3 protein-coding genes and 1 pseudogene are annotated in these 5,990 nt (G+C 73.1%); 2 read left to right on the forward strand and 2 right to left on the reverse strand.

Annotated features, from left to right (window positions below):
* Positions 1–270: 270 nt before the first annotated feature.
* Positions 271–1,236 (forward strand): annotated as a pseudogene (locus tag GUY61_RS33255) (alpha/beta hydrolase family protein); the annotation flags it as partial.
* Positions 1,237–1,325: 89 nt separating this feature from the next.
* Here GUY61_RS33255 and GUY61_RS33260 read toward each other — a convergent pair.
* Positions 1,326–2,480 (reverse strand): glycoside hydrolase family 64 protein, encoded by a 1,155-nt coding sequence (locus GUY61_RS33260; RefSeq protein WP_313896985.1) that lies wholly within the window; start codon positions 2,478–2,480, stop codon positions 1,326–1,328.
* 299 nt (positions 2,481–2,779) lie between these two features.
* Positions 2,780–3,211, reverse strand: coding sequence for a hypothetical protein (locus tag GUY61_RS33265; protein ID WP_166634048.1), 432 nt, complete (start codon positions 3,209–3,211; stop codon positions 2,780–2,782).
* 262 nt (positions 3,212–3,473) lie between these two features.
* Between GUY61_RS33265 and GUY61_RS33270 the strand changes: the two genes are divergently transcribed.
* Positions 3,474–5,987, forward strand: coding sequence for a SpoIIE family protein phosphatase (locus tag GUY61_RS33270; RefSeq protein ID WP_313896984.1), 2,514 nt, complete (start codon positions 3,474–3,476; stop codon positions 5,985–5,987).
* The last annotated feature ends 3 nt before the right edge of the window (positions 5,988–5,990 follow it).

The raw sequence follows: 5,990 nt of genomic DNA on the forward strand, positions 1-5,990 counted from the left end.
GCCCCCGGGCCCGCCCCGTCCGTGTCCGGCATCCCGGTGCCCGGACCGACCCCGCCCGGCGGCGCCCCCGTACCGGCCACGCAGGTACCCGGTGTCCCTGTGCACGGCGGTCCGGCCCGGTCCGGCCCGATCCGGTCCGGGGCGTCCCCGTTCGGCGCGTCGGTGTCCGGCATCCCGGCGGCCGCCCGTCCCGGAACCGGTCCCACCGTGCCCGGCGAGCCACCGCCCGGCGGGGCCCGTGCGGGGGCGGCGGCGTCCGCGGGGCTCACGGCCCGGGCCGTGAGCCTGCCCCACGAGGTGGTCACCCGTATCGCACAGGCCGGCGCCGGGCGGCTGGCGCTCGCGCTGTCCGGATCCCAGCGCCGCCCCGGTGTGTGGTGGCTCCCGCAGGACGGGTCGCCGCTGCGCACCCCCTGGTCGTCGCGCGACGAGGACGCCGTCCCGCCGGGCCGCCCGCCCGTCCGGCCGCGGCCGCTGCGCCTGAGGGCGCGCGACGGCCTGCCGCTGGGCGGCTGGTACTACCGGGCGCCCGGCCGGGCCCCCGGCGACCTCGCGCCCTGCGTGATCCACCTGCACGGCGGCCCCGAGGAGCAGGAGCGCCCCGTCTTCAACCCGCTCTACCACGAACTGATCGGACGCGGCCTCGACATCTTCGCCCCCGACGTGCGCGGTTCCTCCGGGTCCGGCCGTTCCTTCATCGACGCCGACCTCGGCAGGGGCCGGTTCGCCGCCATCGAAGACGTCGCCGACTGCGCGGGGCACGCCGTCGTGGCCGGTCCCGCCGACCCGACGCGGCTCGCCGTGATGGGCCGCTCCTACGGCGGCTATCTGGTGATGGCCTCCCTGGTGTGGCACCCGGAACTCTTCCGCACCGGTGTCGCCGTGTGCGGCATCTCGGACTTCGCGACCTTCTTCGCCGGCACCGAGCCCTGGATCGCCGAGTCGGCGGCGCACAAGTACGGCCACCCCGGACGCGACTGTGAACTGCTGCGCGAGCTCTCCCCGATGAGCCGCGTCGATGCCCTGCGCGTCCCGGTGATGGCGGTCCACGGAGAGCACGACACGAACGTGCCGCCGGGGGAGTCCGAGCAGTTCGTGCGCGCGGCGCGGGAACGCGGCCACGAGGCCGAACTGCTCACCCTGCGCAACGAGGGCCACGACTTCCTGCGGATGGAGAACCGTCGGCTGTTCCGCCGGGCCGCGGCCGACTGGATGGAGCGGCACCTGGGCGGCTGACCCGCTACCGACGGCGGGTAGGCCGCGGAAGCAGGTCAGCCGGGCGGAAGCAGGTCGGCCGGGACGGCGGGGCCGGCCGCGAGGGCCGGTCAGCTGAACGGGTCGAGGGTGACGTACGCCGTCTGCGGGTTGCCGTCGTGCACCAGCGACTCGTGGGCGCCCACGTCGTCGAAGGCGAAGCCGTACGCCTTGCCGTCCGCCATCTGGGCGTGGATCTTCCGCGAGTAGTGGTTGGTGACGACGTCCTTGTAGAACTCGGCCGCGCCGCTGTCCGGCTGGTTGGGGTTCGTCAGGAGCGTCGACCGGTTGAGGCCCGCGCACAGCGTCCTGCTGATGGGGCCCCGCACCTCGTCGTTGGGGGCGTCCAGCAGTTTGTAGCAGCCGAAGATGCTGTCGGAGTCCGGCTTCTGGAAGGTGGTGACGACCGCTCCCGCGCCGTTGGTGAAGTTCATGGCGTTTCCCGAGACCCGGCCGTAGTACTTGACCTCCGGCCTGTTCGAGAACGGGGTCACCGTCAGCGTCGACGTGGAGTACTTGTTCCACACACGGTTGACGTAGTCGTCCATGACACCGGCCGGCAGTGCCCCGGCCTCGATGCCGTGACCGGGTGCGAGGGCGCGCAGCACGGTGCCGTCGGCGCGGGTCTGGACGAGACCGGCCCAGCCGCCCGGCTGTCCCCTGAGCGCGTCGAAGAACCCGCTGTAGCCCCCGGGCTTCAGGCGCCCGGTGGTGGCGACGCTGCCGTCGGCGCGCTTCACGCCGACCGCGTACGGCGCGGAGAACATGTCGACCTGGGTGCTGTTGAGCCACAGGCCGGAGTCGTTCAGCGTGTACTCCGACCAGTTGAACAGGATGTCGCGGTTGGGGTCACCGGGATTCTGCACCGCGGGCTGCACCAGGCCGCCGGTGGTGAGCCTGAAGACCAGCTTCTGACCGTAGGAGAAGTAGATCCGGCCGGAGAACTTCGGCATGCGGATCGTCAGGGACTGGCCGTTCGCCGGTCCCGCGATCGAGGCGTCGGGGGCCGGCGTCGGCGGGTTTCCGCCCGCGGGCCACGGATGGAAGGTGCCGTTGGCGTCCGCCCAGCCCTGGCGGCCCGAGGACAGCTCCGTACCGAGGTTGTAGATGTAGACCTGCTCGCCGCGGCCCGAGTTGTTGGTGAACGTGAGCGGGATGGTGGCGGGGACCGCGGCCTCGGCGGCCGGGGCGGGCGCGGAGACCGTGAGCCCCGCGGCGAACAGCACGGCCGCGGCGAACGCGGTCAGTGCCCTGATTCTGGCTGACACGCTTCTCCTCCTTGTGGGGGATGGCCGGGAGTGGGGACGGCCCGCAGTCACCGGCCGTCCGGGCTCCCGTGAGGAGTCCGCCCGCACCTGAGAGCGCTCTCAGGCGGCGAGCGCTCTCAGAATCGGCTCATGCGGTGAACATGTCAATGGCCCAGACAATCAAAGACCCGGCCGGGCGGCAGCCCGGCCGGGTCGGAGTTCGCCGGCGGACCGCACCCCGCCGGGCGGCGCACCCGCGCGGCACCGGCGGGCCGCGATCAGGCGGCTGCGCGGCCTCTGGGTGCGCACAGCGCCCAGATGATGAACCCGTTCACCGCGATCAGCGCGATCGACCACAAGGGTGCGTAGGGGAGCCAGACGAAGTTGGCCACCATGCTGAGCCCGGCCAGTACGACGCCCGCCACCCTTGCCCACGTCGCGCCCGTGAACAGGGCGGCACCGGCCACCACGACCACGGCGCCCAGGACGAGGTGCACCCAGCCCCAGCCGGTCAGGTTGAACTTGTAGACGAAGTCGTCCGTCGCGACGAACACGTCGTCCTTGGCGATCGCCGCTATGCCCTGCAGCAGAGCCATGATGCCGCCGAACACCATCAGTACCGCGGCGGTGGTCGTCCAGCCCGTGACCCAGGCGCCCGTGTCCGCGCCACGTGTGCGCCCGTGACCGGCGCCGCCGACGTGAGTGGCCATCTCGTGATCCTTCCGTACGGCCACCCGGCCTGCGGCCGGACGGCCCGGACCTGCCTTGCCCTTCCAGGCTGGCACCGCTCGGCCGACGCGGCATCTCGGCCCCCGCGTGCGCCCCTCCCGACCGGCCGGAACCCGGGACGCACCGGGCCGGATCCGGGATGCGTGCCGGGCGGAGCAGGCTGCCTGGCGGGCGAACTGCGGGGCGGAAGCTGAGTGCTACATTCCGTTTCAGTGGCCCGGCCGGGTGTGACATGCTCGGGGCGTGAGGAGTGAGTCGGCCGTCCCCGAGGGGCCAGGGCGTGCACCCGACGTCGTCGCGCTGGCCCGGGTGGTGGCCAGGCAGCGGGCCGAGATCGAGGAGTTGCGGCAGCTGTCCGCGAGTTCCTCCGTGCTGGAGCGTGCCAGGGGCGCGGTGATGGCACTTGAGGGCTGCTCGGCGGGGGAGGCGTACGAGGTGCTGGCGCGGCGGGCCGCCGAGGCGGACCGCACCCTCATGGAGGAGTGCTGGAACACCCTCGGCAAGATCCGCCCCGGTCCCCTCCCCGCGGGGCGCACCCCTTCGTCCCCGGCCGAGAAGGACTCCGCCGCGAACGAGCCGCCGACCGCAGGGGCGGACGAGACCGCGGCTCCCCGGCCCGGGTCGGCCCGCGGTGCCCTCGCCCGGGCCGGAGCCCGGGAGCGCGGCCCCGCTTCCGCGCGGACACCGGCCGGCGGCGCCCGCGCCTCCGCTGCCGCCCAGGTCCTGGAAGGGCTCGGGGAAGCACTCGCCCGGGTAGGTGGTCTCCAGGACCTGGCCCAGTGCCTGCTCGACGGGCTGGGTGAGGCGGTTGGCGCCGACGCGGTCATGATCTATTCGGTCATGCCCGCGGGGGAGCTCGAACTCACCGGACACGCGGGCATCGCCGAGACTGCCGCGGCGTGCTGGAGCCGACTGCCACCCCTGAGCGGGGTCGCCGTGCTGGAGGCCATCCGCACACGAAGACCGGTGTGGCTGGAGGACCCGGAGCGGGACGGCAAGCGCTACCTGCTCATCGGCGGTCCGGCGGAACCGTGGCGCACCCGTGCCTGGATACCCGTGATCGTCGGCGGCGCCGCGACCACGGCCATCGGGATTCTCCGCACGCTGGAGGAACCCTTTACCACCGGGACACGGCAGCTGCTGTGCGCGGCGGCCCGGCTGTGCGCGGGCCGGCTGCGTGCCTTCGAGACCCCCCGCGAGGAAGCCGTGGCCCGGCAGGTGCGGTCCGTCCAGCGGCTGTTCGACGCGCTGTCGGGCTCCGCCATCCTCCTCACGCCCCTGCGCTCGCCGTCGGGGGAGGTCGAGGACTACCGGATCGACGCCGCCGCTCCCCACTCCGTGGACGTCCTCGGCCGGCGCGGTCGCGAGCTGGTCGGGCTGCGGATCCTGGAGTGCTATCCGACCCTCGCCGGCGCGGAGCTCTGGCACGGCTACCTCCACACCCTCGAAACCGGAGAGCCCTACGAGGGACCCCCGTTCGAGTACCGCGAAGTGGTCTCCGGTGTCCCCGAGTCCTCCACGTACTCCGTGCGGGCGGCCAGGCTCGGCGACGGCCTGGTCGTGTCGTGGAACCAGCACGACGACCTCGCCCGGCAGGAACGGCGGCTGGCCCACGTGCAGCGCCTGGGCAATCTCGGCTGGGCCGACTGGGACCTGACCACCGACGAGATCAACTGGTCGCCCCAGGTCTACGCGATCTTCGACCGCGACCGGGCTCTCGGCCCGATGACGCTCGAGGAGCTGCCCGACGCCCTGCTGCCCGAGGACTTCCCCGCTCTCGCCGCGTCGGTCCAGGGCCTGCTCGGCGAGGCCCGGCCCATGGACGACCGGTTCCGGATCATGACACCGGGCGGACTGAAGCATGTGCGCATCGTCGCCGAGGCAATCACCGACGCCGCGGGCACCCCGGTCGAGATCCACGGATTCTTCCAGGACCTCACCGCCCAGCGGCAGGCGGAGCTGGCTCTGATCGAGAGCGAGCGGGCGATGCTCACCCAGCAGGGAGTGCTGCGGGCCGAGCGGACACTCGCCGCCCGCCTCCAGCACGCGCTGCTGCCCCTGCCGGAACACCCTCTGATCCTGGCCGATCTGCGGGTGGACGTCGCCTACCTGCCCGCCGAGGGCGGCATCAGCGTCGGTGGCGACTGGTACAGCGCCATCGAACTGCCGGACGGCAGCGCCCTGTTCGTGGTGGGCGACACCGTCGGCCACGGGATCGACGCCGTCGCCACCATGGCCCAGCTGCGGTTCACCGCCAAGGGCATGGTCATCACCGGCTCGTCCCTCACGGGCGCGCTGGCCCGGCTCAACGCGCTGCTCCTCCATACCCACGACGCGCACAAGACCAGCGCGACCATGGTCCTGGCCCGCTACTACCCAGGCACCCGGCGGCTGACCTGGGCGCAGGCGGGGCACCCACCGCCGCTGCTGCTCCGCCGGGGAACGGCACGCTACCTGGAGCGCCCGGTGGGCATCCTGCTGGGCGCGACGCCCCAGCCGGCCTATGCCGAGGCGGAGTGCCGTCTGGAGCCCGGTGACCATGTGCTCTTCTACACGGACGGCCTGATCGAACGGCCGCGTGAGGACCTCGACAAGGGCTTCGCGCGCTTCGCGGAAGCCGCCAGGACGGAGCTGGCCGAAGGCTCCGGCTCCCTCTGGAATCTGCTCTCCTCCATGCTTGAGGGGGAGCGCCGCGACGACGTCTGCCTGCTCGACGTCCACCTGTCCCCGGAGGGCGGCCCCGGGCGGGGGGAGTAGCCG

Source organism: Streptomyces sp. GC420 (genome assembly GCF_009916105.1).
GTDB lineage: Bacteria > Actinomycetota > Actinomycetes > Streptomycetales > Streptomycetaceae > Streptomyces.

Excerpts from the sequence above, each read along its gene's own strand:
- GUY61_RS33265 (WP_166634048.1), bottom strand. The coding sequence starts at position 3,211 with ATGGCCACTCACGTCGGCGGCGCCGGTCACGGGCGCACACGTGGCGCG.